24 protein-coding genes are annotated in these 20816 nt (G+C 56.4%); 2 read left to right on the forward strand and 22 right to left on the reverse strand.

The annotated features are described in order from the left end of the window. Positions 1-13: 13 nt before the first annotated feature. The 11 genes from traD to E4P00_RS20815 all read right to left on the reverse strand — a co-directional run bounded on the left by traD (position 14) and on the right by E4P00_RS20815 (position 8781). Positions 14-2119 (reverse strand): type IV conjugative transfer system coupling protein TraD, encoded by a 2106-nt coding sequence (gene traD / locus E4P00_RS20765; RefSeq protein WP_005787041.1) that lies wholly within the window; start codon positions 2117-2119, stop codon positions 14-16. Between the two features lie 9 nt (positions 2120-2128). Next, positions 2129-2644 carry an integrating conjugative element protein gene (locus E4P00_RS20770; protein ID WP_248132829.1) on the reverse strand — a complete coding sequence of 172 codons (516 nt, stop codon included), beginning with the start codon at positions 2642-2644 and terminating at the stop codon, positions 2129-2131. Next, entirely contained in the window at positions 2641-3189 is a 549-nt protein-coding gene (locus E4P00_RS20775) for a lytic transglycosylase (RefSeq protein ID WP_248132831.1), read from the reverse strand. Before E4P00_RS20775 ends, E4P00_RS20770 begins: the two co-directional genes overlap by 4 nt. Next, on the reverse strand, positions 3171-3890 hold the full coding sequence (locus E4P00_RS20780) for a TIGR03759 family integrating conjugative element protein (RefSeq protein WP_005787047.1): 720 nt from the start codon (positions 3888-3890) through the stop codon (positions 3171-3173). The genes E4P00_RS20775 and E4P00_RS20780 overlap by 19 nt, the downstream gene beginning before the upstream one ends. 9 nt (positions 3891-3899) lie before the next feature. Further along, on the reverse strand, positions 3900-4571 hold the full coding sequence (locus E4P00_RS20785) for a chemotaxis protein (RefSeq protein WP_248132833.1): 672 nt from the start codon (positions 4569-4571) through the stop codon (positions 3900-3902). Further along, positions 4568-5110 (reverse strand): PilL N-terminal domain-containing protein, encoded by a 543-nt coding sequence (locus tag E4P00_RS20790; protein WP_248132835.1) that lies wholly within the window; start codon positions 5108-5110, stop codon positions 4568-4570. Before E4P00_RS20790 ends, E4P00_RS20785 begins: the two co-directional genes overlap by 4 nt. A gap of 89 nt (positions 5111-5199) precedes the next feature. Beyond that, a complete protein-coding gene (locus E4P00_RS20795) occupies positions 5200-5964 on the reverse strand; it encodes an ABC transporter substrate-binding protein (RefSeq protein WP_248132837.1) in 765 nt (254 codons plus the stop codon). A gap of 52 nt (positions 5965-6016) precedes the next feature. Beyond that, positions 6017-6511: a DNA repair protein RadC gene (gene radC / locus E4P00_RS20800; protein ID WP_005787054.1), complete on the reverse strand. Its 495-nt coding sequence runs from the start codon at positions 6509-6511 to the stop codon at positions 6017-6019. A 96-nt stretch (positions 6512-6607) separates the two neighbouring features. Beyond that, positions 6608-6865 (reverse strand): hypothetical protein, encoded by a 258-nt coding sequence (locus tag E4P00_RS20805; protein ID WP_005787056.1) that lies wholly within the window; start codon positions 6863-6865, stop codon positions 6608-6610. Positions 6866-6935: 70 nt separating this feature from the next. Then, positions 6936-7529: an STY4534 family ICE replication protein gene (locus tag E4P00_RS20810; protein WP_248132839.1), complete on the reverse strand. Its 594-nt coding sequence runs from the start codon at positions 7527-7529 to the stop codon at positions 6936-6938. 910 nt (positions 7530-8439) lie between these two features. After that, positions 8440-8781 (reverse strand): helix-turn-helix transcriptional regulator, encoded by a 342-nt coding sequence (locus tag E4P00_RS20815; RefSeq protein ID WP_005787060.1) that lies wholly within the window; start codon positions 8779-8781, stop codon positions 8440-8442. Between the two features lie 208 nt (positions 8782-8989). Here E4P00_RS20815 and E4P00_RS20820 point away from each other — a divergent pair, with 208 nt between their 5' ends. Further along, complete coding sequence (locus E4P00_RS20820; protein ID WP_248132841.1) at positions 8990-9247, forward strand: hypothetical protein; 258 nt, start codon at positions 8990-8992, stop codon at positions 9245-9247. Between the two features lie 47 nt (positions 9248-9294). On the opposite strand, the gene E4P00_RS20825 is transcribed toward E4P00_RS20820, so the two are convergent. The 11 genes from E4P00_RS20825 to E4P00_RS20875 all read right to left on the reverse strand — a co-directional run bounded on the left by E4P00_RS20825 (position 9295) and on the right by E4P00_RS20875 (position 18989). Beyond that, complete coding sequence (locus E4P00_RS20825; RefSeq protein ID WP_248132843.1) at positions 9295-11247, reverse strand: DNA topoisomerase III; 1953 nt, start codon at positions 11245-11247, stop codon at positions 9295-9297. A gap of 227 nt (positions 11248-11474) precedes the next feature. Next, entirely contained in the window at positions 11475-11930 is a 456-nt protein-coding gene (locus E4P00_RS20830) for a single-stranded DNA-binding protein (protein ID WP_248132844.1), read from the reverse strand. Next, positions 11927-12445 (reverse strand): DUF3158 family protein, encoded by a 519-nt coding sequence (locus tag E4P00_RS20835; protein WP_248132846.1) that lies wholly within the window; start codon positions 12443-12445, stop codon positions 11927-11929. The genes E4P00_RS20830 and E4P00_RS20835 overlap by 4 nt, the downstream gene beginning before the upstream one ends. Continuing rightward, complete coding sequence (locus E4P00_RS20840) at positions 12442-13197, reverse strand: PFL_4669 family integrating conjugative element protein (protein ID WP_248132848.1); 756 nt, start codon at positions 13195-13197, stop codon at positions 12442-12444. Before E4P00_RS20840 ends, E4P00_RS20835 begins: the two co-directional genes overlap by 4 nt. A 220-nt stretch (positions 13198-13417) precedes the next feature. Then, positions 13418-14608 (reverse strand): STY4528 family pathogenicity island replication protein, encoded by a 1191-nt coding sequence (locus E4P00_RS20845; RefSeq protein WP_248132850.1) that lies wholly within the window; start codon positions 14606-14608, stop codon positions 13418-13420. Further along, positions 14605-15153: a DUF2857 domain-containing protein gene (locus tag E4P00_RS20850; RefSeq protein WP_248132852.1), complete on the reverse strand. Its 549-nt coding sequence runs from the start codon at positions 15151-15153 to the stop codon at positions 14605-14607. The genes E4P00_RS20845 and E4P00_RS20850 overlap by 4 nt, the downstream gene beginning before the upstream one ends. Beyond that, positions 15150-16739 (reverse strand): ParB family protein, encoded by a 1590-nt coding sequence (locus E4P00_RS20855; protein WP_248132854.1) that lies wholly within the window; start codon positions 16737-16739, stop codon positions 15150-15152. The genes E4P00_RS20850 and E4P00_RS20855 overlap by 4 nt, the downstream gene beginning before the upstream one ends. Positions 16740-16753: 14 nt before the next feature. Continuing rightward, positions 16754-16963, reverse strand: a complete 210-nt coding sequence (locus tag E4P00_RS20860) for a hypothetical protein (protein ID WP_248132856.1) — start codon at positions 16961-16963, stop codon at positions 16754-16756. 53 nt (positions 16964-17016) lie between these two features. Beyond that, on the reverse strand, positions 17017-17889 hold the full coding sequence (locus tag E4P00_RS20865) for a ParA family protein (protein WP_005787078.1): 873 nt from the start codon (positions 17887-17889) through the stop codon (positions 17017-17019). 4 nt (positions 17890-17893) lie between these two features. Beyond that, positions 17894-18124 carry an AlpA family transcriptional regulator gene (locus E4P00_RS20870; RefSeq protein ID WP_005787080.1) on the reverse strand — a complete coding sequence of 77 codons (231 nt, stop codon included), beginning with the start codon at positions 18122-18124 and terminating at the stop codon, positions 17894-17896. A gap of 109 nt (positions 18125-18233) precedes the next feature. Continuing rightward, entirely contained in the window at positions 18234-18989 is a 756-nt protein-coding gene (locus E4P00_RS20875) for a hypothetical protein (RefSeq protein WP_248132858.1), read from the reverse strand. Positions 18990-19509: 520 nt separating this feature from the next. On the opposite strand from E4P00_RS20875, the gene E4P00_RS20880 reads away from it, so the two are divergent. Next, on the forward strand, positions 19510-20781 hold the full coding sequence (locus E4P00_RS20880) for an aromatic ring-hydroxylating dioxygenase subunit alpha (RefSeq protein WP_248132860.1): 1272 nt from the start codon (positions 19510-19512) through the stop codon (positions 20779-20781). Positions 20782-20816 lie beyond the last annotated feature (35 nt).

Genomic DNA, 20816 nt, shown 5'->3' on the forward strand with positions numbered 1-20816 from the left:
TAGCAGGGGTGGGCTACCCCACCTGATCCAGATCAAAGTTAATTGTTGGGCCGCCACCGCTCGCGCTCCACCATTGCCCCGCTTGCTCGTTGTAGGTGGCCCGCATCCGCTGGGTGAGCTCAAGCAGGTCCTTTGGCATGGCATCGTCGTTAGAGGGTTTTGGCAACGGCATGCGGACTTTCCAGAGCTGGCCGCCGGCCTGGAAGGAGAACATCTGCCCCTTGGGCAAACTGACGATATGCGCTGGCTCGATCAGCGGCACACTGGTGCTGCTGATGCGATCCTGCGAGGACGAAGTGAAGTCTGTGTTGGCCTCAGGATCGGAGGTGTCTGTAGCGCCCGAGACAAGGGTCTTGGTCAGTGCGTTGACCTTGGGTAACTGCTGGGTGAGTAGCTCTGCCGTCGCGGTCTCACGTACGCGCAACATCTGCAAGGTATTGAAGTTGCCAATCACCTGGCCGGCCTTGGCGCGGTTACCGATGCGCGCCTCGATATCGCTAAGGGTTTGAGTATAAGCCGTCACCTGGATACCCGCTCCACCGCCCTTGTTGATTAGCGGGATGAACTCATCACCCATCAACTCGTTAAACTCATCGGCGTGCAGGTTGATTGGCAGCTTGTCACTGCTCCTACCCGACTGAGGCAGGCCGTGGTCTATACCATGTTTGTAGATGTGGCCCGCGACCGAGACCAAGTCGGCGAACATGGAATTGCCCACAGCGGCGGCCACCTCGGCGTCGGTCAGCGCATCCAGACCGATGTAGACGATGCCGCGTTTACGGATGATCTGCATCCAGTCGAAGATTGGCCGCGGGTCATCTAAGTCGGTGTAGTTGGGGGCTAGCAGTTGGGCTGTCTTGCCGGTGGTGAGTTTTTCCAGCAACGGCAGTAGCGAGGCCACGATTTTGTCGAAGTAAGTACGGTCATATCGTACCGCCGAACGCAGTCCGTCCATTACTGGATCAAATACCCTTTTCACTGCCAGGTACTGCTCGATGGCCACCACACGCTTTTCGCGTCCCACCATGTGCCGGGGAATGTTCTTCTCGGTGAGCTTGCCTTCAAGCTGGACAATTACTTCCCAAGCCTTCGGATCGGTCTTGGCGAAAAACTGCTGGGCGTACTCGATGAACAATGCGTCGATGTTGACCACATGCCGTTGGATTTGCAGATAGTCCGGACGTCGGCCCAACTCGATCAGGGCGCGGGCGATGATGTTGACGAAACGCCAGGCGAACTCGCGAAACGCCGCCGAGTTACCTTCGCCACTGAGCTGCCCAGCGATGCGCGACGCCACTTCCGAGATGCGCCCGAAACGTCCCACGGCGTTGTAGCGGGCGGAGATCTCCGGCCAGCCTAGATGGAAAACATAGAATTCCTTTTCTCGACCGGCGCGTTTGGCTTCAACGTACATGCGTTTGAGCAAATCGGCATCGCCCTTCGGATCGAAGACAATGACGACCTCGTGTTCGATACGATGAATGTCCTGGGTGATGTACACCTCCGCGAGCCGGGTTTTGCCGACACGGGTAGTACCAAGCACCAGCGTGTGACCCACCCGTTCGCCCAGCGGCAGGCTGACCTCTGTTTCATCTGGCTCGATCCCATGCAGCAGTGGCGAGCCTCCTACCGGAGGCAAAGGGCGTAACGGATTAAAGGCGCTGTCCCAGGCCGTGACACGGGCCAGTGTCGAGAGCGGAAACGGTGCATGTTCTAGGCGACGTTCGAGTCCACGTGCCAGGCGGTAACGGGTCGGTTGGTCGACGTAGTGGGCGACCGCCGGATCCTGGGCCTCGACCAAGCGCTGGGTGTGCAGGCGGGTCCAGCGAAAGCCGCGGCCCATGAACAGACGTTTGCGGCTCACCGGAATCTGCCGGCTGGTCAGTTCGTAGCGAGGCAGCCGGCGAATATTGCGCCGATAGCGCAACACCTCCCAGGCTTGTCGGAGGCGGATCAAACCGAACAGGGCATAGGCCAGAGCCGCAATCAGACCGATCTCGGGTGATAGCGCCACGGCCCAGGGCGAATACACGCATAACACCACCGCGGCGACGCAGATCGCCACGGTATACAGCTCGACTGCGGGCCGGAGTTTGGACTCCATCGCATGCTCTGCCATGACCCAGACTCACTGTTCCAGTGAGGTGGCTGTGATTAACACAGGGTAGTGCTCAATTTTCAGGCGAGAGGCGATGTCGTTGCCGTTGACCGGCAGGATGGTGATGCCCGGAGCGGCTGCTCGAATTCGGGCCAGGGCTTCAGTATCGGTCACTTCGACGGCGAGTCCGGCTGCACCCATTTCATGCAGTTCAGTCGCACGCTGATGCAGCCAAGCCAACGATTGGGGATCCTCCCCGACAAGGAAAAATGGCTGCAAGCCCGGCATGTCCAGGGTGCGAATTGTGATCTGGCCTGGGCTCAAGTGAGAGCTGCGCACGGGCAGTATCCAGGTTTCATCGGCAAATGCAGATAGGTCTGCATGTATGGCCCGAGCAGGCTGGATCTTGTTGTTTATTGGCGGCCTGGAAGCTTCAAACTGGGGGCGGGTGAAACCGCCAGGCTGAACTTCTGCAAACGACAGTCCCGGCTGGGCGAGCGCAGCCAAGAGCACGGCAAAGTAATACGCACTGGGAATTCGCTTCATGGTGGTGTGCCCTGTTTAAAGGAAACCTGTAGTCGTTCGAGTTGTTGGGAAAAGCCGGAGCGGTAACGCGCGGCCGGCGTTCCTCCTGCCGGGCGGTGATATCGGCCAGCAGCTGACACCCAATCACCGGTGACGGCGTGATGCTCTTGTAGCAGCGCGGCAGTTACGGCCAGATTGCGGTAGGGTTCGAGGGCTTCGCAGGGACTGGAAAAATGCTGTCCGTGATAACCCAGGTTGATTTGCCCAAGCCCGGCATCGACCCGCTTGGCGTCATACCGAGCAAGCGCCTGAAGCAAGGCGTGACAGGCGGTCTGACGATTGGCGAAACGGTAAGGGCTACCGGCAATATTCAGGGTCCAGGGCCAGGGCAGCAGTCGGCCACGGAGGCGGGCGCCACTCTCCTGCAGGGCAATCGCGAACAACACCGTGGAAGGGACGTTGGCGTCATGCGCTGCCAGTTGATAAGCCGGAGGCGGAAGTTCGTCTGCCCGGACGGCGTGCACCGTCAGCAGGAGCGCAATAGCAATCAATCGAGACGTTGCCATTGTCCGTTCACCTGCTGAAATGTGACGGGTAACGGTCTCGGGGCTCCCAGGCTGAACCAGCGACCGCGATCATGGTTCAGGGTGATTTGCCGGTGTTGGACCTTGCTCGCATCAATGCCTGCTTGCCGCGCCCAGCCACGGACATGTTCATCCTCACCTTGGCTGCCCACCAGGTAGATATCGAACGCTGTATCACTGCTTTGCAGACGCTGCGCTTCAGCGGTGCACGCAGGGCAATGGTCTTCGACAAACAGAGCACGGCGCGGCTCTATCGGTGAGCTAGCAGCGGGCGGGGATGCCATACCCTGAATCGGCAACAGTCCAGGAAACAGCTTGGCCCAAGCTGCGGTGTAGGCGTTTTGGTAAGCCAACTCGCGCTCGGCACGTTTGGCTTCCAGCGCTACCTGCAGTTCGGCATAGCGCTGACGCTCTTGGTCGTTCTCTGCTTCGACGCCGAGTGCAGTCAGCGGATCGAGATTCGGGCTCCAGTAACCACGCGGGCCGGCTTGGATCTGTTCGAAGCGTGTCCACTCCTGCTCCGTCAGCCCCCAGCTTGCCGCCTGTTCAGAGTGCGAACGCTCCAGCGGAGCAGACTGCGTGTCCTGGGTCCGTGACGGTGTCGTGACGGGGTTGCCCAGCGCAGCGCCCGTGCTCAGCAATGAAACGAAACAGACGATGGGGCTCAGCGGAGCTCTGTTCATGATCGCTTCTCAAGGGAGGTGCACGGTCTGGTCTGGGTGAGCGGTCACCGCGAAGATAGCCGCGTTCGGCTCCAGCACCTTCAGTTGCCATGTGCCGAACTGCTCGCCGTTGTGCAGCAACTGGATATCATTGAGCGAGCGACTGTCAGGAGGTGCGACCGCCAGAAAGCGCTCGCCACCGCGGTACTCGACGCTCAACACTGAAAATGGCGGCAGGAGCGGGGCAGGCTTGGGCTGAGCGGTTTTTTCCGGCTTGGCCGAGGAAGGCGTCGGTGGTGGGAGTGGTGGCTGGCTCTTGAGGTCCAGGAGTTGCTGCTCGACGTGCTCAAGTCGTGCGCGTAGCGCGATCATGTCGGCTTCGGTAGCACGGGCTGCCAGACCATCGCGCAGTTCCTGTATCTCCTGCGCCCATTGATCCAACATCGGATCGAGGGTATTGGCCTGTTGCATACCGGAATCGACCATCTGCTTCAGGTCTTTCAGTGCGTACTGCAGCTTCTCCTGTGCATCCAAGAGGGTGCTTGAATCACGTCGCAGGGTATCCAGGGTCTGTAGGCGTTGGGCGTTCGCATTTTCCAGCTCGGTCACGCGTTGATACTGGTTATACAAACCACCACTCAGCCCGGAGACCGCCAGGCAAAGTGAGCCGACAATGAGGGTTTGAAACGTCGTGGCTTTCATGGGCGTGCCTCCGGCTGATGGGCCGCGCTGGGTGCGAGCCGCACGACGGCAGCATCATTTTTTATCCGTTCGAAGCAGACCGAACGGCTGACCTCATCGGTCGTGAGTTGCCAGGCGGGGCCAGCCAGTACTTGTAGCGCGTTGCGTAGTGAGATCGGGCCGAGCCGGTAATGGGCGGCGGGCAGAGGCCGGGTAAACATTATTTTTACTGGTTCGGCAGCAGGGCAGAGCGAATAACCTGAGCGTTGCAGCACGTAGTACATCGCTTCCTGTACCGAAGGATTCAGGTTGGACGGAATGCTCACGTCAACGATTTGAGCGAGAAGATTACGTTGTTCCGTGGTGGGCTCGGTGCTGACCAGCGTATAGCGGCCATAGCGGAGCTCTGTCGGATGACTCTCATCGGCTGTACTCCTCGAAAGCTGGGCTCGATTGGAACCACCGGCATTCTCTGGACTAGTCGGCAATGGGGTGGGGATCTGCGCCGTGCAGGCGCTCAATAAACCCAGCAGGCAGACAGGCGTGAAAAAACGCTCCATGGAAAAAACCTCATGTCAGTTTCAGTGCAGAACCTGACATGAGGTGAAGGAGCGATTCAGTGAGTAAGTTGATTCAAGACGGGTCGTGTTTAAGTTGAACGCGTTGCTATTTCGTCATAAATGGCGAGCCCATCCAAGACGGCAGCGTCGGGGTCGAAAATCAACAACCTCACATCCGCCAATGCCGCCAGATACAGTACGTTGAGCAAGGCTTCCGGTGTGCCTGCGTCGAGTTGTTCTTGTCTCAAGCTCGAATAACGATTGCCCTCAATGTTCAGCAAGTTCTCGTCCGTCCACGGCGTGCCGATCAGTTTGCAACCGATACCGCAGCAATCTGGCAGCGTAAAAAGCTCGAACAAGAGGCCGGTTTGCCGCAGAGCGAAGTTACTGGCCCACTCCTCCAGATAAAGCATCGATTCTTCGGGAAGGTGCGCGGTACTGATTTCCCAGGCTCGACTGTAGTGTCCCGTTTCGAAGCTCAAGCGATGGACCATGGCTTGTGCCTCTTCCAGGGAGTACAGATCACCGAGGTGATGCCGCTCGTTGAGCATTTCGCCCATCACGGCGTAGATTACTTGGCGTACTAGCCCAGTGGACTGGCAGCGTTCATCCAAATCATCCGAAATGGATTGGCCTTCGCTGATCAAGGCGAAATCGTCATTGAACACGCAGGCGAACAGTTGCAGCTCATTGTCGGGCAGATGGGCTTGTGAGTCGTGCACGGGTCGAAAGCAGGGAGGGCAGTCGTTTTCGTAGGTGATCAGTAGCAGCCGTTCGATATGAAGGTTGTCGTAACCGCGAGCAAATGGAGTTGTGGTCGTCAGCAGGGCTGGGGCTTGGTGTGTGTGGGGCATGAGGGTTCTCCAGAATGAAAATGAACAAGGCGCCCGAAGACGCCTGAGAGGGTTAAAGCCAGCCATGTTCGGCAAGGGAAAGTGGACGACCTTCACCCACGATGAAGTGATCCAGTACGCGCACTTCGATCAAGGCCAAGGCCTCTTTCAACCGTTCGGTCAAGACGCGATCCGCCTGGCTGGGTTCTGTACAACCTGAAGGGTGGTTGTGAACAAAAATGGCGGCCGCAGCGTTATGCGCTAGGGAACGCTTGACGACTTGGCGGGGGTAAACGCTGGCGCCATCAATGCTGCCGTGAAAGAGGACTTCGAACGCCAGCACTCGGTGCTTGGCATCGAGAAAAATCACACCGAAGACTTCTTGCTCTTGTTGCGCAAGATGCAGTTTTAGATATGAGGCCACGGCGCCAGGCGACGTCAGGTTAGGGCCGCGGGCGAATAGCCGGCGATCCAGAATATGCAGCGCTTCGTCGATGAGCCGGTTTTCGTGGACGATACGATCAGCCTCGAAATCCGAGGTTTCAATCAGGGTGAGCTGAGTGTTCATGAGGTACCTCCGAAAGGAATAATCCGGGGCACACGCCCGAGGGGAGTAGTGTCCCCGAGGATATAGAGTCGCGGGCGTTAGCCGATGACGCGTTGTTTACAGTCGAGTGAATCGGTGGCGTTGACCGTGCAGGTGTGAGCCGCAACCGTCGCAGGGCAATGGGGAAAAGGTTCTTATTCCCCAGCCGGTTTCGAGATCGAAGTCGGCACTGATGGGCATTAACCGAACGAGTCCACTGTGGATGCCGGCGATGCGTTTCTCGATTTCATCCGTCCTGTAGTAGAGCGATAACGTGCTGTAGTCCTCATAAGCAGCCGCGAACAGACAGTCGTCGCAAAGCCAGAAGGATTCCATGTCGGTTCTCCTGTGCTGATTGAAGAAAAGGCGCTCAATTGAGCGCCTTGATGTAAACATCGTGGATTGTTCAGGCGGACTGAACAGTACGGGAGGCATCACGGCGGGCCGCAGTGCGGGGAGTGGGTGGAGTGGGTGGAAAGTCAGGCTCGACCTGAGGCTCTGTTGGGTTGTGGATCTCCTCTGCTTCGGCATCAGCCGATGGTGGGGATGGTTCACTGGTGGGCGCTTGCTCAGCAGGTGCTGTTGCCTCCTGCCTGGCAGGCGCTTTGTATTCGTACGCGCCGTTGACCTTGATCCAGTCGATGTACAGCAGACGACCTTTAAGACTGGCACCTGGTTGACCTTGTTTATCGCCTTTCTCGTAGAGAAATGGATCGATCCACAGGTCGCCGATACGGAACGACAGCAAGACCTTTTTCTCGGCCTTGACGGCGTCCATATAGAGACGAATCAAGCGTTCAGCTTCGCCCCCTGCGACTTTGCAGTCGAAACGGGTGTACTCCACCGCATCGGTGGCACCGTGCAGGGCGGCGATATCGCAGGCCATGAATGGCTGTCCGCGGCGGAGCTGCACTTCACGAACACGGTTGAGGTAGCCGATACCGACGGTGTGCAGATTGAAGTAAGTGGTCGCTTCTTGGGATTTGTTGGCGTGGGCCATGGTGGTTCTCCTGTTTCAAGGGAAAACGGCGACGCACAGTCCCTGATGGGGAAGTGAGCCCCCGTCAGGGTGGGTAAGGTGAAGTCGGGCAATGAACGACTCGGCACCGGCAAGCCGGCTGACAATCAGAACGATGCGCCTGAGGAATAGCGATGCAGCAGAAGGGAATCCGCAGTAGTGGTCTGCGGACCTAGGGTAGTGGGCATTCATCACCGCTGAAGCGGTAACCGCGCGAGCTTCCGAATGCTGATCGCACTTGGGTAAACCACCACGAACGTGGCGTAGCCTTGAAGGTTCAAGCTACCTGGGCTGGGCTGTCAACGACAGCGAACCACGCCCTTTATATAGGCCTGTCACAGGGGGGCGTCAAGACGCTGCAACCCGTTTTTTTAAGGCCTGAATACAATGGAAGTCACTGGAATTAAGAAAAGGAAAAAAATGAAGAGTGGGCCTGTCGGGGCGCCAGGCGAGGAAGAGAAAAGCCACCTTTGGCGGTCTTACGCAGTCGACAAGCTCCTCGCAAAACTTGATTTAACTGCGCAATGATTCGCCAACCGACTCTTGTCGTGGCCTGGGTCGGAATACGCTGGCACGCATCCGCGCACAAAGGGTGCCCTGTTTTTCCCCGGTGGGCTCCGGGACTGAATACGATCGCCGAAGCGGATGACCGCTATTGCCGGGTAGAGGCAACAGTGGTCATCCGCCACCACAATCATGTCGAGCAAAAAACGGGAATTAAATTCCGCAGAATAGGAGGCTCCGAACTCGAAGAGTTTGACCGAACTGCGCGGAGCTAATCGGTCTTGGGTCGCCGTTGGCGATGGTACGGAGACACTACAGCAGAGAGGGAGGATTCACGTCAAGTCAGTGGTCCCTCGTAAGACACTCACATTGAGTGCGATGAGAGATGTTACTTACTGCCGAGATGCGCGGCCAATTGTTCGACGGTTGCCAGGACAAAGGCGCGGTCTTTTTCCTTCAGTCCGCTTAGGAGACCCACGATCATCTGACCCTGGTCATTGGGGCGATTACTCGATTTTGTCAGCAGTTCATCCATTCGGCAGTCGAAAATATCCGCTAACTGCATCAGCTTGACCACTGATAGCTCCACTAACCCCCGCTCCAGGCGCGATATGGCTTCACTGCCGATCCCCATGCGCTCAGCCACCTCTTCCTGGGTCAGATTACGCTCGGTTCGATGTTTCGCGATCATGCGCCCGATTTGGGCTTGGGTTGGATGTTTATGTGCCAAGTGATGAGTTCTCCAGTTCAACCCGAATGGTTGAGCAAAGACCCGTTGACATGAACATCCTTAAGGGTTGAGTATCGACTCACGGGGTTGCCATAGTGACTGAAACAGTTGAGTGTCGCGATATGGTTTCTGTTTTTCCCGGGATCAGAGTCCAGGATGGTTAGCAAGAACAACGGTCTGAAAGGACCAAGTCGAGGAATGGTTGAGCATGGAAGATGAAAGCGATGACGTCATGGATCTGATCTGGGATCGAACACTGGAGCTGTTTATCAAGATTCATGATTGCCCGGATAACCCCGAGCATTTCGAAAGCCTTGTTAATTGGCTCAACGCAGATCCCGCTCACCTAAAAGCGTTCAACGAACTGGGGCAGATATGGATTTCGACAGGCATCGCCTTGGCCCGTGAAGTCGGACAACCTTTGATCGATTTGGAGCAGGATCAGGCGCCGCTGATGGTGCACTGAGGTGCGTAGCACCCCTGAACCCAACCGAACTGTCATAGGCGCCGCGTTTATTCTCGAATCGGAGTAGTTCCCTTGCAGTTCGGGTACTGCGAGCATGACCAGTACGGCCCAGATTTGCCCTTTCGCTTGATCATTGAGGCATTGCAAATGGGGCAGGCCGGTCCGGCTTTGACCGCTATCGACAAGGTGAGCGCACCACTAGGTTCGACCAATTTCGCGATCCATTTCGCCTGCTTTGTGACAAATGTATCCAAGGTCAGGCGTCCCGCTTCGATTTCGTCAAGAGCCTGCTCCCAAATTGCAGTCAGGCCAGGATCCGCGACTGCAGAGGGTACCGCCTCGATCAGGGTATGGGCCGCCGCCGTGGCCGTTAAGGCGCGTTTTTTCTTCAGCAAATAACCGCGATCAATTAGCCCTTTGATAATGCCGGCTCGTGTGGCTTCGGTTCCGATACCTGTGGTTTCCCGAAGTTTCTGTTTCAGGCGTGGGTCGTTGACAAGCTTGGCGACGTTTTTCATCGCCTTGATCAGATCGCCCTCGGTGAGAGGTTTGGGAGCTGCAGTGCGCAGGGGCTTGAGTTCGACATAGTCCACTGTGCACTGCGTGCCCTGTTGCAAGATGGGTAAGGCTTGGGATTTGTAACTGGGCTCATCCTCCTCGGTGTTTTCGGAGAGCAAGCTTTTCCAGCCCTGGACCAAGATCAGTTTGCCCACAGCGGTCAATCGTTCTTCGCCACACGCCAGTTCGACCTGGGTCCGATCAAACTCATGATGCGGAAGAAACTGTGCTAGGTAGTGGCTACGGATCAGTTCGTAGACATGGCGTTCTTGTTCGGACATCCGCACCAGGTTTGCCGGTTCGGTGGTGGGGATGATGCCGTGGTGCGCAGTGACCTTGGCATTGTTCCATGCGCGGGAGCGCAATGATTGATCGAGGTCCTCGAATGCAGGTCTGAGTGCAGGATCCGTTTTGAGCAAGGCGTCGAGTACCGCGGGAGCCTCGTTGAGCATATTCTCTGGCAAATAGCGGCAATCGCTGCGCGGGTAGGTGGTGGCTTTGTGGGTTTCATACAGGGCTTGGGCGATGTTCAGGGTTTCCTGGACGCCGAGCCCCAGCTTACGCGAGCAGACTTCCTGCAACGTGCTTAGGTCGAAGGGCAGGGGCGGCGGTTCTCGGAAATGCTCAGTATGTAACGAGATTACCGTGGCGGACTTCTCGTCGGTGATTGTTTGTACCGCGTGATGGGCAAGCATTTGTTGTAGGCAACGCCCCGACTCGTCCCGTCCTGAGCATGGCGGTAACCACGACGCGATTAATCGCTGGCCCATCGACGATAGGTGTACCTCAACGTTCCAGTAAGGCACCGGGACGAAGCCGGCAATCGCACGATCCCGATCGACCACCAGACGTAAGGTGGGTGTCTGGACGCGCCCCACTGACAAAACGCCGTCGCAGCCTGCCCGCCGACCAAGAAGGGTAAATAAACGACTGAGGTTCATGCCGATCAGCCAGTCGGCACGGCTGCGGGCGAGGGCCGAGTGATAGAGCGGGAAGGTCTCCTGACCAGACTTCAGCGAGGTCAGTGCCCTGCGAATCGATGCTTCGTTGAGTGCGGACAGCCAGAGGCGCTGAACAGAGCCTTGGTACTGGCAGAGCTCCAATAATTCGCGGGCAATCATCTCACCTTCGCGGTCGGCGTCGGTTGCGATGACAACGGTGGTGGCTTCGCTGAGCAGGCGTTTGATGATTTTGAACTGCGCGGCAGTCTTGGGTTTGACCTTCGCTTGCCACTGCGCCGGAATGATCGGTAGATGATCCAACGACCAGTTCTTGTACTGAATGCCGTAGGCTTCAGGCGGGGCCGTCTCCAGCAGGTGGCCGATACACCATGTGACAGTTGTCTCGGGGCCGATCAGGCAGCCATCGCCACGCCGAGTGGCTCCGAGAACCTTGGCGATGTCACGACCCTGGGAAGGTTTTTCGCAGAGGAAGAGGCGCATATAACTACTCCGGATTGAGTTCGGAGCAGCGTTGTTCGAAGTAGCAGGAGCAAGATATGAGAAACCTGAATGGTAGGTTCCTCATATTAGTCGGTAAGGGCGGCCTTGAATGGGCTGAAGCTGCTACCTTATTGGAGCGTTCCTAATTGGGTGGTGGCTTCACGGGCAGCGAGCAATGACAGGCCAGGAACTTCGCGCAAAGGAGCAATTTTTATGCCTGAAGTCGTTCAGGCCTTAGGTGATTGCCCTCTGTGTTTCTTGGGGTTCGACGTCGGCGAGCTGGCCTGCTCAGTATTTTGAGCAGCCGTCGGTTCACTGGAGCGTTCCCGCATGACCACGCTGTGCACCCGGTGAGGCAGGATGCCGACTCGACGGGCCTCTATCTTGAAGGTCACCCGTGCATTGTCTTCGCTGTCTTCCCACTCATCGCGCACCGTACGACCTTCGACCAGCACGCGCATGCCTTTCTGGTACAGCTTGCTCCAGTGTTCAGCCTCTCGGTGCCAGATCTCAACCGGTGCCCAATAGCCACCACGATCTTCGTAGCTTCCCTCGCGTGGAATGGGGTTGTCGAAATACACATTCAGCCGTAGCAAACGCCGTGGTTCGTCATTGCCTGACGGGAATTCTTGGAACTCTGGCGCACTGCCGATATTTCCTTCGCCGACGAAAAAAGTACTCATCGTGATACCTCCACTGCTGGTGTGAACTGGCGCAGCAACTGTTCGGCACTGGCCATTTTGATCGCGCAGGTCGTAGCCTGGCGGTAAAGCGAATGCACCACACTCATCTGCAGGTTCAATGCAATGCGCTCGCATTCGAAACGGTGTAATCCCTCTCGTACGATCTGCGGCAGCGCTATGTTGGAGATCTGACGTTCCCAGACCGCCACACCCATGCGAGCAAAATCACGAGTGCGCCAACGCAAAAAGGTGCTACCCGCACTGGTGTTCTGCAGAACCAATCGTATCTTCAGTAGCGAGTACGGCGGCTGCCCGGCTTGCTGCACGATAGCCTCCATCAGGTGACATAGCTGCGCCTCGATTTCCCTCGCTGTCTGCGCCAGGTGCTCCAACTCCCCCTTACCCTTAAATGGCTTTAAAAGGCCTTTTAGGGAGGCAGCGTGTTCGAGTTTTCGATAGGCATCCTGTGTCAATGGGCCGGAAAACGTTGGATGAGCTGAGTCCATAGGATTCATGCTTCGTTCTCCGGGTTGCCCACTGTCGCAAATGGCTCTCCCGCATCGTCAGCCGACGCATTAGCGTCATCTACTACCGCAGCGCCGCGGCGAATGATCGGCGGCGCAAACTGAGAACGGCGATGCCCCTCGAGAATGTCCATCGGGGGCAGCCCATACTTCTCCACGGCTGCTAGAGCGCGAGCATTATTTGCGGCCATATCATCGCGTGTAACGCCGGCATGTCGATAACGTTGTGCCTGGCCGAACAGGCTGCGTAGCAGATGGGCCCCATCGTCGATCCAGGCTTCCATGTCCCTTCGGCCGATCAAGGCAGTGTGATGCGCCAATAGGGTATGGCGTACCAGGATGTCGTAGTCGGTCAGTAGGTAGACCGCCAGAAAACCCAGTTGACTGCCGATGTACAGCGGCAACGTAACGGGATGGATGTTGAGGTTGTCGCTCATGTCGATCTGGCGCGGCAGGTCCTGCCTGATCCGATCCAACTGTTGGGTCAGTTCCTGCATCCCTGCTTTGGCCTGCATCACTTTTTCTTCCAATTGCACAATGGCCCAGTCGGCATAGGGGTCGTCGTGGGCCGCGGTTTGTTTGATCAGGTTGGTGACACTGATGTAACCCGCCATGCCCATGATCGAGCGAACACCTTCACGAGCGTTTCGACCTTGCCATATACGAGCGGCGTGGTGAGTGTGCAGGGTCAAGGTGATGCTGCTGCGCAATGAGCCCAGGTTGAGTTGATAGTGATCGGCCATGGTGTTGTCCTCGCATTGGCTTGGACGGGACGTTGCGACAGTTGAGGATCAAGGACAGCCAGAAAGCTGAATGCGGTCTGTTCGGTTTGCTGAGAGATGGCAAATACCTGACGTTTGCGCTTATCGAAATGGAGTCCCGGAATCCCCAAAATGCTCCGTGGTACGGTCCGATACTTCCGTCGATTGGAACTCTATGGATTTGATGCCACTGGCATCAAATCTACTGACGTTCACTGTGTTTGGCACGCAGTTGGCGCAGCTCATTCAGGCACGCCTGGGCGAGGGCTGATGCAGGTTCGCCCTTTTTTCGAGACGGCCGTGAGGGGGCGGGTGGGGGCGGCTCTGCCATGGGTGACGGTTCGGCCTGACTTGCCCAAGGACGAAAGTCGCCTTTCAGTGCACGCTGGGCCAAGCCCATCAAATAGGCCGCTGGCTTGCGTATACCGCCGGCCCCACAGCGTGCCCCCGCTTCGTTAAGCACCGCCTGTTGATCCGCCGTTTTGAGCTTGTTCAGCACCACGGTGACGGCCTGACGTTCGCTTGAGCTCAGGTGCAGCGAAGTGGGCCAGTGCAGGTTATCCACCGCTGAGGTCGCGCGCGGTACTGTACAGTTACTTTCTTTTAATACAGTACAGGCGGCGTTCGGATTCCGAACGGTGCTGGAAACGTTAGCGTTCAAGCCTGATTCGGAATCCGAACGAGGGTTTGCACGATTCCGAACGTGGTGATCTTTCCCCCGTTCGGAATCGTGGAATGCATCATCGGGTGGCTGATCCAAGCCTTGCTGCGTCCACTGTTCGCCCCAGCTGTCGAGCCGCGTCGGTAATCGACCCCGATCGATATTTGTGTCCTGTCGGACCTCCTCCACAATGTGCTGGGCGACAATACGCACGGCCTTCGTCGCATGGCCGAGGGCATGCCCGACCAGTTCTAGATAATCCTGATCGAGCTCCATGGCTTCGGCGGGGGTTAACGGCTCATCGTGCAGAACATACAAAGAACCTTGTAGCCTCCCGCTAACTTGATCGCGACCGCGGCTCACCAAACTGAGCCAACGAGTGAGCCTGAGCATCGTCAACACGCGAGCAATGGTTTCACGCGAGGCTGACGCACCGTAGGGCGCGCTCGAGAGGTAAGGCTGCAAATCCTCATAGCGCGGCGTGACCACGCCCTGGCCTTGCAGCATGAGTCGAAATACCTGCCAGGCATTTCGCTCCAATGGCGTCAGCCGATTATCCAACAGCAGCCGACGTGGCACGACTTCGTGTGATTGGCCACTAAACAGAAAGCCAGCCTGTAGAGCCTGGTTGGAGGGCTGTTCAGTGGTAGGGCGTGCTGGCCAGCGCTCATGCAGCTGCTGCGTGCATTGCTGCAGGACACGTTGCCAGCGACTGGCAGGAACAGCATTCATGTTTTGTTGCTGTACTGGTCGATTTGCTGCCAAACGATGGTCAAGCTGATCTGCTGTTCTTCGGCAAGCATCATCATGGCGTCGAGTTTATCCTCGGTGCCGTCCTCTGTTCGTATTTGACACCAACGTTGCCACAACGCATGCTCCTGCGCTTCGCTTAAATGTTGGGGGCGGCCTTTACGAGTTTCTATCTTGAGTAGACGCCGACGCATGGCTGTTTCCGAATGCGCCAAGCCAAAACACTGGTACATAATGGTGCTGCTGGCGCCGAGTTTGAGCGCTCGGTTGATCAACCGTTCGTTCTGTTCGTCACGTTCAGATTGCTCAATCAAACGATGCAGCACTGGCGAGTCAATCTTGACCTCAAGCCAAGGGACTGTGGCATGGGCCAGGCGCGATAGTGTGGTCGGCGGTAAGGATTGCAGCACGAAGATGTCATCCTCACTCAGTCCAAGTGCCTTGCAGCGTTGCAGGTTGCCCAGGCGTAGTTCGTGCAGTACCTGGGTTAGCATGGCTTGATTGAGAATATTGAAGGACAAGTTCATCTCAGCTCCTCCGGTGAGTTTTTGTCTTCAGAGATGAGTGTTAAGTCGATTAGACGCCGGGCCAGGCGTATCAGGCGAAACAGCTTAATTAACAGACTGTCAGGCAGTCGCTCCAGCCCCACGTCCGTGACTGGTCGATCTGGCAGATAGAGTTGATAGACTCCTAACAACAGTTGCCCGAACAGTGCGGAAGGTATTTGCTTGCGATCTTCCCAGTTCACCTCGTCTTGAGCACGTAGCAGGGCGAGGAGCATTAGGTGGACGCCGGTCGAGCGAGGCGCTGAAAGATCGAGTCGCTCAATGTCCAACGCGAAGCCCAAGCCAAGCTTTTGATCAATGATGCACTCGGCATCTCCGGCATAGGCCGCCATTTCCCGAGCCAGTCCTGCAATGCTTAAACGCAGTTGTTCGGGCGTATCTAGCGTTGGTGCGATGGGCCAGAGGTCGTTGATTGTGCAGGTTTCGAATGAAGACTCCGCTTCGGTAATGATCTCGCGATCGATTTGCTCACGAATCTGTTGAACGCGTGATAGGTGACTGACCGTAGGTAAAGTATTTGTTTCGGGTGCGTTGAGCCGCTCTTCTGAAATTGGCTCTATCTTGCTCTTGGCATCAGTTGATTCGGGTTTAGTGTCGGAGGAGGGCAGCTCTGCCGCAGTTTCATGCACGCTTGACCGATGGCTGCTTTCTGGGGGCGTGGTGGTGACAGCCCCAGGCGCGGAGATGACCCGTTGGGTATCGCTCAGCTCCAGGGCCAGCATACGGTAGGACTGTCCGAGCAAGTGGCTCATGCGTTCGAGCAATTCGTCCTGGATCTGCTCAAGATCAAAGGATACAGGATCGCTATCGAAGTAGCCCATGGTCTCCAGCCAGAACTCTGCAAACGCGACTTTGGCGGTTGGATAGCGGTTCCAGGTTCGCTCAGCCTGACTACGTAGACCGATCAGACGTTCTATCTGAGGCTTACCCAAGCCGGCATACAGAGTTTGTGGAATGGCGGGTAATAAGTGTTCGAGGGTGTCCAGCATCCGGCTGATATGCGACTGCGAAACTGGATAGCCTCCAGCGGCAAGACGTCGAGCCAGCTCCCGTTGTGAGAGCTCTGGGCCATCCGACTCAAGCATGGTTTTGAGTTTGGCTACTGCCAGGGCCCTTTCGATGAACGTGAGTTGGCCGTGCAGGTCGCTTTCGGCTAGGTGGCCGAGCAGCGCGGTGACTTCATTGGTCCAGGGGCGGAACAGGCAATGAATGCGAAAGAAGTGCTCGTCGCGGGTTTCCTGCCACAGCTCGCCAAGAATTGCCAAGCGCGTATTACCGCCGTTGCGGATGATGAAAGAGGTCTCACCCGGGCGGCGGGTAATCGGCGGGGGCTGATCCAGCCCGCGCTCACGGATCGATGTCTTGATATCTTCGTAAAGCGGATTACGGATGAAGCGCGGGTTGTGTTCGTAGGGCCGCAGCTCCTCCAGTGTGACCAACATAGGCGTGTCAGTAAGTGGATCAGACAGCCGCTCCAGTTCCGCCCCTTGAGTAAAGTGGTCCTGATGCAGCTTCTCGGTGATCTGCTCCTGACTGAGCTTCTTCATCTGGAAAATCTCAATTAACGCTGCTCGCGCAGATGGTCGCCGACTTCGAACTTAACGATCACCGCGGTACCTGTGCCCTCAAAATGGTGGAAAAGTTCGGCAAGAAACCAACCTGTGGCCGAGCGTCCACCTTGTAGCCGAAACACTACAGTGCAGTATTTCTCGCAAGGTGGATGGTGTGGTCGACTAGATGGATGAACAATGATGGGAAATTGATCCAACATCAAAAAACTCCTCGCCAGATTCTGCTGGCATCAAGGTCGATTAAACTAAACAGTTATCGAAAATACTCTCGCGATGAGTCATCTCGTTGAAGCGCCGAGCACCTATCAACCGTGAAGATTGCCAGGTGCCACTCCGGAAATAACTCGGCGGCCAGCGCTTGCATAGTTTCAAGCGCTGATGTCGAACGTCGCTTGAGTGACTGGCGATTCACCATTCTATGAACCGGAAGTCCAAAAGATGCGGCGTTGAGGTATGCCACTCGATTGGGAATGACGGTATCTAGAACTGAGATGTTGGTTTCATTCGCGAAGGTTTCGCGCAGGCCCCGAATGATCATCTGGGTATCCCTCCACCGTGGGTTCACTTGGTTAAGCAGCAGTCGCAGCGGTGGTGTTGTTATGCCCAAGTGACGAAACGGTTCTAGTTCACTCAGCAGCTTTAGGGTGCCGCGATGCAGCTCGCGGGCGGCGAGCATTTCCGGAGTGACGGGCGAGAGGGCAAGATCGGAGGCCAGCGTGGCCATTTCCAGAAGCACGCTGCGTGCACCTTGGGTGTCGATCAATAGAAGGTCATAGCTGGCTCCGAATTGGTCGAGTAAATTACGCAGCCGCAGCCGACCGTCGGGGGCATGCAGCAGTAATGTGCTCAACCGACCTTGATCGTCATTGGAGATAATCAAGTCGAGACCTTTGACCTCTGTCCTGGAAATAATCTGTGCAGGAGATGTCTGATTGAGTGCTATGAACTCGTACGTACCCGCAGGCGCTTTTTGATTCAATGCATAATAGCTGGAGAGGGTGGGTTGGCTATCCAGATCAAGTAGCAGCACACGGAGGCCCGCGTCCGCTAGCAGACCGCCAAGATTGGCCGCTACAGTGGTTTTGCCGACACCGCCTTTGGTCGAAACAATCGATATCACACGCATGACATCAGCCCTGTTGCGCCAAGCGCTCGGTGATCCATTGCTCGATTTCCAGCGAGTCCCATCCGACTGCACGCAGTCCAATACGTTTAGCTTTGGGGAACTTACCGTCCTTCATTAAGTTATAGATATGCGCCCGCTTGAACCCGGTTTTTCGCTCCACCTCTTCACGGCGCATGATATGCCGCTCGACCTGAGGATTAGGTGCATCAGCCAAAGAGAAGGATTGATTAAGCATGTTGGTCACTCCTGGCGCCGTATGGCATCGGGTGGGAAGTGACCTGGATTCAATAGTAGATAGTGAGAGTAGTCATTGCAGTGCAATTGAAGTGATTGCAGTGCAAACCTCACTTTTTAACCTTTGCAAGGTTGCGTCTGCCGGCCGCAAACTTTCCGTCTAGTGTGCGTTTGCTCAGCCCTTTTACGCCGTCGTAGTGCGCGATAATCGAGTCGACGAGAGACGCTTGGCTGTCAAAAACAGAGTGTCGTCTACCGGAGCTGGTTGAGCCCAAGATGGTTTCGACCAGCGCGCCGATAATGTTAAGCAAAGTTTCCTTGCTGTCTTCACTAAGTTGGAGTTTGTTTTCGGCGAGCTCGCGAAGCTGCTCGCGCTCCAGTCCCGCAGCTTTTAACTCGTCAGTCAAAATTTGGAGTTTCGCGTCGCTAGCTTTTAGCTGTACCTGTAGGGCATCTCGATCGGCTTGTAAGATCAAGTACGTGTGGTTGTGGATTGTTTCCTGACTGATTAGCGGTGGGCCGAAAAGAAAAGATGGTCGTTGATCAGGGTGGTACATAGACATCCAGCGCTTTAAATCTGAATGTCGGATGGTCAGGAGCCTGAAGTCGACAGGTGTGCCTGGAGTGACCGTAATACCCAAGGCTCCGTACGGAATCTCACGATTTCGAATGGCATCCAGAATCTTCCAGAAGTTCGCGTGCAGGCACGGCCACTGCGGAAACTCATTGCTTAGGCGATCGGGATGGCCCCATGCGAATTCGAGGATCACGGACTCATGAGCAGTTAAATTACTCCAACGTATTGCAGCTTCGATGGGCCTGTAGAACAGCTTTTCAGTTGGAGTCACTCTACTAGCTTCGTTCATAGAGGTGGCCTCTAATAGAAGGGTAGTCCGCTACGGGAGGTCTGAATGCCTTACGCGATGAAATAGGCTCCGTGCGGTTGCTGCCAGTGTGAATTTGTTCATGCAAGTCGCGGCTTGGCAGTCGTTAGGGATAAATACCCAGCGCGTGCATTCGCCGATCCCAGCAGTTAGCGAACTAATGGCTTGAGCTCGGTGCGCGAAGGAAGATCTAGACAAACGCTCACGTCGTCGCGTAACCGAAAATTACTATTTATTTCCTGGATAATGCAATTTTGCGTTGTCGTTATCTGTGGGAAACTAGTGAGTGGTCAGTGACGGCTTTAGTTTTTGCTAAGTGCAAAAAATCCCTTTATAAGTGCAATAGCTCCTGGCTTTTTTTACTGTCGCCTTAGATTTATTTTTTCAGTGCTTATGCCTATGGCTTTCAGTTATGAGCTAATGGTCAATCGTTATAGTTGCCGCCGGTTTTGTTGTGTTAGTTTTTTATAAGTTCTATCGAAACAGCAAGGGAGGTCGTGACGTGAATGGATTTATAGAGACCGATAATCTTAGTTATTTCAAAGTAAATCGACAGGCTTATGTTTCCCCCCAGGTTTACCAGCAAGAACTCGAATCGGTCTTCGACAAGAGTTGGTTGTATCTGGCCCACCTCAGCGAGGTGCCAGCGGCCGGGGACTTCCTTACCCGTGACGTGGGCGGGCGCAACCTGATCTTCCAGCGTCAGGGCACCGGTGAACTTGCGGTGTTCCTCAATGCCTGTTCGCACCGGGGCGCGCGGGTGTGCTCCGAGCCTCAGGGCAATACCCAGCGCTTTAGCTGTCCTTACCACGGCTGGACCTACGACACGGCTGGGGCGCTGATTGGCCAGCCAGACAAGGCAGCCTACGAGCATCACGGCCAATGCAATCTCGACCTGTCGCTGACCCGCATCAAGCACTCCGTCTACAAGGGTTTGGTGTTCATTCACTTTGCCCGCACGCAGAACACCCTGGAGGACTACCTCGGGCAGGCTGCCGACTACATCGACCTGATCCTCGACCAGTCCGAATCCTCCCTGGAAATAATCCCCGGTGCGTTTGACCATGCCATTCAAGGCAACTGGAAATTGCTCGCCGAGAACGGTGTCGATGCCTACCACCTGCCGTTCGCCCACAAGCGTTACCTCGAATACCTCAACACCCTGGGTACCGATACGGCGTCCCACAAGCGTACCGGCGAAGGCTTGTCCCTGGGCAACGGGCACGGCTTGATCATGAGCGGGCCTCCCTCCACGGGCCGGCCGATTGCCTACTGGAGCCCGTTGTTTCCCGAGGCACTGAAAGCGCCGATTGCCGCCAAGTTCGAGCACCTGGTGCAGCGCTTCGGCCTGGCGCGGGCGCAGACCATTGCCCACACCAACAAGAGCCTGTTCATCTTTCCCAACCTGGTGATCAACGACATCCTGGGCCTGAACATCCGCACCTTTTTCCCCGTCTCCGCCACCCAGGTCAATATCACCGTATGGGGCGCGGGGTTCAGCAACGAGAGCCGCGAGGAGCGGGCGGCGCGGATCAACGGCCTGATCTCCTTTATTGGCCCGGGCGGCTTCGGCACCCCGGATGATGTGGAAATCCTTGAGTCCTGCCAGCGGGCCTATGCCCACAGTGCCCTGGGCTACAGCGATTTTTCCCGGGGCATGGGGCCAGGCACCCAGCGCCACACCGATGAAGAACAAAACCGCAGTTTCTGGCGTGAATGGAGCCGTCGCCTCGGGCAACAGATCCCTCTGCGCCAACTGGCCATCGCTGTTTAGCCAGCCACTATCACCGACTCCTGGCAGATCCTCCA

It is taken from the genome of Pseudomonas sp. B329, from assembly GCF_023127835.1.
Classification (GTDB): Bacteria; Pseudomonadota; Gammaproteobacteria; order Pseudomonadales; family Pseudomonadaceae; genus Aquipseudomonas; species Aquipseudomonas synxantha_A.

Bases quoted from the DNA above. Each gene is read 5' to 3' on its own strand.
- traD (WP_005787041.1), bottom strand. From the start codon at position 2,119: ATGGCAGAGCATGCGATGGAGTCCAAACTCCGGCCCGCAGTCGAGCTG.
- E4P00_RS20770 (WP_248132829.1), bottom strand. From the start codon at position 2,644: ATGAAGCGAATTCCCAGTGCGTATTACTTTGCCGTGCTCTTGGCTGCG.
- E4P00_RS20775 (WP_248132831.1), bottom strand. From the start codon at position 3,189: ATGGCAACGTCTCGATTGATTGCTATTGCGCTCCTGCTGACGGTGCAC.
- E4P00_RS20780 (WP_005787047.1), bottom strand. From the start codon at position 3,890: ATGAACAGAGCTCCGCTGAGCCCCATCGTCTGTTTCGTTTCATTGCTG.
- E4P00_RS20785 (WP_248132833.1), bottom strand. From the start codon at position 4,571: ATGAAAGCCACGACGTTTCAAACCCTCATTGTCGGCTCACTTTGCCTG.
- E4P00_RS20790 (WP_248132835.1), bottom strand. From the start codon at position 5,110: ATGGAGCGTTTTTTCACGCCTGTCTGCCTGCTGGGTTTATTGAGCGCC.
- E4P00_RS20795 (WP_248132837.1), bottom strand. From the start codon at position 5,964: ATGCCCCACACACACCAAGCCCCAGCCCTGCTGACGACCACAACTCCA.
- radC (WP_005787054.1), bottom strand. From the start codon at position 6,511: ATGAACACTCAGCTCACCCTGATTGAAACCTCGGATTTCGAGGCTGAT.
- E4P00_RS20805 (WP_005787056.1), bottom strand. From the start codon at position 6,865: ATGGAATCCTTCTGGCTTTGCGACGACTGTCTGTTCGCGGCTGCTTAT.
- E4P00_RS20810 (WP_248132839.1), bottom strand. From the start codon at position 7,529: ATGGCCCACGCCAACAAATCCCAAGAAGCGACCACTTACTTCAATCTG.
- E4P00_RS20820 (WP_248132841.1), top strand. From the start codon at position 8,990: ATGGAAGATGAAAGCGATGACGTCATGGATCTGATCTGGGATCGAACA.
- E4P00_RS20825 (WP_248132843.1), bottom strand. From the start codon at position 11,247: ATGCGCCTCTTCCTCTGCGAAAAACCTTCCCAGGGTCGTGACATCGCC.
- E4P00_RS20830 (WP_248132844.1), bottom strand. From the start codon at position 11,930: ATGAGTACTTTTTTCGTCGGCGAAGGAAATATCGGCAGTGCGCCAGAG.
- E4P00_RS20835 (WP_248132846.1), bottom strand. From the start codon at position 12,445: ATGAATCCTATGGACTCAGCTCATCCAACGTTTTCCGGCCCATTGACA.
- E4P00_RS20840 (WP_248132848.1), bottom strand. From the start codon at position 13,197: ATGGCCGATCACTATCAACTCAACCTGGGCTCATTGCGCAGCAGCATC.
- E4P00_RS20845 (WP_248132850.1), bottom strand. From the start codon at position 14,608: ATGAATGCTGTTCCTGCCAGTCGCTGGCAACGTGTCCTGCAGCAATGC.
- E4P00_RS20850 (WP_248132852.1), bottom strand. From the start codon at position 15,153: ATGAACTTGTCCTTCAATATTCTCAATCAAGCCATGCTAACCCAGGTA.
- E4P00_RS20855 (WP_248132854.1), bottom strand. From the start codon at position 16,739: ATGAAGAAGCTCAGTCAGGAGCAGATCACCGAGAAGCTGCATCAGGAC.
- E4P00_RS20860 (WP_248132856.1), bottom strand. From the start codon at position 16,963: ATGTTGGATCAATTTCCCATCATTGTTCATCCATCTAGTCGACCACAC.
- E4P00_RS20865 (WP_005787078.1), bottom strand. From the start codon at position 17,889: ATGCGTGTGATATCGATTGTTTCGACCAAAGGCGGTGTCGGCAAAACC.
- E4P00_RS20870 (WP_005787080.1), bottom strand. From the start codon at position 18,124: ATGCTTAATCAATCCTTCTCTTTGGCTGATGCACCTAATCCTCAGGTC.
- E4P00_RS20875 (WP_248132858.1), bottom strand. From the start codon at position 18,989: ATGAACGAAGCTAGTAGAGTGACTCCAACTGAAAAGCTGTTCTACAGG.